Raw genomic sequence first — 2,735 nt, forward strand, 5'->3', positions numbered from 1 at the left:
GTCTTATGAGTCGCGCGACGGCGGCGACTTCGCCTTCGCGGGCGAGCTTGCCGAAAAGCGCCGGCAGCTGGCCGAGGCGGAGAAGGCCTTGGCGGAGGACGGGGAAGGCACCCGTGAAATTGCCGCGGCCGCGTGAACAAAAAGGGAGGAGAGAGGAAGGGAGAAGGCCCGCTCGCAGATCGGGCGGGCCGTCGACGCTAGCGCTCAACCGCCGCCTGCGCGATCCCAACCCGTCGTCCTGCGCAGGGCTTAGGCCCTGCTGGTCCCGCCGGGCAGGGATGCTCGGCCGCAGTTGCACCGGCCCGTCCGCTCCGCAGGGCCCAGGGGTGTCTTCGGGAAGAAGACGAGAAAGGGCCGGCGTGCCGGTCCGCAATCCCAAAAAGGAGCGTTCCCATGCAACTCATCAAGGTCGATCCGCGCGCGCTGAAGGAGAACCCCGACCGCATGCGCCAGACGAAGTCGACGCCGCAGGCCGATGCCCTGCTGCTTGCCACGATCAAGGCCGTCGGCATCGTCCAGCCGCCGGTGATCACGCCTGAGACAGGCGGCGGCAACGGCTACGTCATCAACGCCGGCCACCGCCGCGTGAAGCAGGCGATCGCCGCTGGCCTCGAGGAGATCGACGTGCTCGTCGACGAGGCGGCGAACGACAACGGCGCCATGCGCTCGATGGTCGAGAACATCGCCCGTGAGGCGCTGAACCCGGTCGACCAGTGGCGTGCGATCGAGCGCCTGGTCGCGCTCGGCTGGACCGAGGAGGCGATCGGCGTCGCGCTCGCGCTGCCGGTGCGTCAGATCAAGAAGCTGCGCCTGCTGGCGAACGTGCTTCCCGCCATGCTCGACCACATGGCCAAGGGCGACATGCCGAACGAGCAGCAGCTCCGCACCATCGCCGCAGCCTCGCTCGACGAGCAGAAGGAAGTCTGGAAGAAGCACAAGCCGTCGAAGGCCGATCCGCAGGTCTCGTGGTGGAGTGTCGCACAAGCGTTGCAGAAGACCCGCATGCACGCGCGCCACGCGAGCTTCGGCGACGACCTTGCGCAGGCCTACGGAATCCAGTGGGTCGAGGACCTGTTTGCTCCGGCTGACGAGGACAGCCGCTATACCACGGACGTCGAGGCCTTCCTCGGTGCCCAGCAGGAGTGGATGGCAAACAACCTGCCGAAGAAGGGCATCATCGCGGAGACCACCAACTGTGGCGAGGTGAAGCTACCCGCGAAGGCTGAGCGGGTCTACGGCAAGCCGGCGAAGTCCGACTGCACGGCGATGTATCTCGACCGCGACGGCCGCGTGCAGACCGTCCACTATCGCATGCCTGCGGCGAAGAAGCCGAAGGGCCAGACCGGCACAGGATCGGACAACGCTCCGGACGCTGTCGGCGAAGTCTCGAAGCCACGTCCCGACGTAACGCGCAAGGGCGCCGAAATGATCGGCGATTACCGCACCGACGCGCTGCGCGAGGCGCTCGGCCGCGCTCCGATCGAGGACGACGCGCTGATGGCACTGCTGATCCTCGCCTTCGCGGGCCAGAACGTCTCCGTGATGACGGGAAGCGGCGGGACCTATTACGGCCACAGCCGCCTTGCGAAGAACGCAGCGGCGCTGTTCGACGCAGACGGCAATCTCTCTTTCGACATGGACACACTTCGGGTCGCGGCGCGCACCATGCTGGTCAACGTGTTCTCATGTCGGGAGAACGCCACCAATAGTGGCATCGTCGCCCGCATCGCCGGCGCGGTAGTCGGGGCGGACACCTTCCTGCCGAATATGGGCACGGAGGAGTTCCTTTCCTGCCTGTCGCGCCCTGCCCTCGAGGCGTCGTGCAAGGAGACGCCGGTCCTGCCGCGCCAGCGCGTGAAGGACACGCGCGCGGCGCTCGTTGAGCACTTCAAGGAAGGGCACTTCGTCCATCCCACAGCGCTCTTCGCACCGGACGGTGTGAAGCTTTCGCAATGGTTGTCGTCGAGCGAGACGACGGCAGACGCCGACGAAGCTGAAGAGGACGCCGCCGGCATGCGGGATGGCCCCTCTGACGAAGAGACCGAGGCATTCAGGGAGGCGGCCGAATAGAGGGACGCGCCTTTTCTTCCGAACGATCCACCGCCGCCGGCCCAGCCGGCGGCGGCTTTGTTTTCACGCATGCGCAAATGAGGAGGACACGATGTCCGCGCACACGATCTTCGACAATGCACCCATCGGCTCGATCGTCGCCTGGTCCGACGGAACGCCGCAGCCGCCGGCGCGCTTCAGAAAGAAGCTCGCCGCCTGGCAGACCAGCAACAGCAAAGGCCGCCTGATCCGAAAGCAGGGCGGACGAGGCACTGGCAGTGTTTCGCTGTCGGCCTGTTTCACCCTGCACGAGGCGGACTACGACGCCAGCGGCGTCGTCGCCATCCGCGTCCACCGGACTTTCTCGCTGGAGTCGAAGCTCAGGTTCACCATCGTCGAGCGTCCCGCCCTCGGCTCCGTCCGCGTGCTCGACCGTGCTGGCGGCGAGCTCGTCTATCTCGCGGCCGATGAGGCCGACGCCAAGGAGTGGCTGACGCGCCATGGCTATCCGGGCGCGGTGCTCCAGCAAGTGACTGCCGACGAGGTCGGCGCGGACGCCGTCGAAGGGAGGGCAGCATGACCGCTTCTCTCCCGCACGAAACCCTGCCGTACTCGACCTCCGGAAACCCGGAGGTCGAGTATGGACGCAGTGCCGAGGGCTTCCTCGCGGCGCGCGTGGGCGAGAC

General features: G+C 66.9%; 2 protein-coding genes. Both read left to right on the plus strand.

What is annotated here, in order from left to right:
• The first annotated feature begins 393 nt into the window (after positions 1-393).
• Positions 394-2,070 (plus strand): ParB/RepB/Spo0J family partition protein, encoded by a 1,677-nt coding sequence (locus MOV75_RS33560; protein WP_247007476.1) that lies wholly within the window; start codon positions 394-396, stop codon positions 2,068-2,070.
• 91 nt (positions 2,071-2,161) lie between these two features.
• Complete coding sequence (locus tag MOV75_RS33565; protein ID WP_247007477.1) at positions 2,162-2,629, plus strand: hypothetical protein; 468 nt, start codon at positions 2,162-2,164, stop codon at positions 2,627-2,629.
• The last annotated feature ends 106 nt before the right edge of the window (positions 2,630-2,735 follow it).

The organism is Bradyrhizobium sp. PRIMUS42 (genome assembly GCF_023006515.1).
Classification (GTDB): domain Bacteria; phylum Pseudomonadota; class Alphaproteobacteria; order Rhizobiales; family Xanthobacteraceae; genus Bradyrhizobium.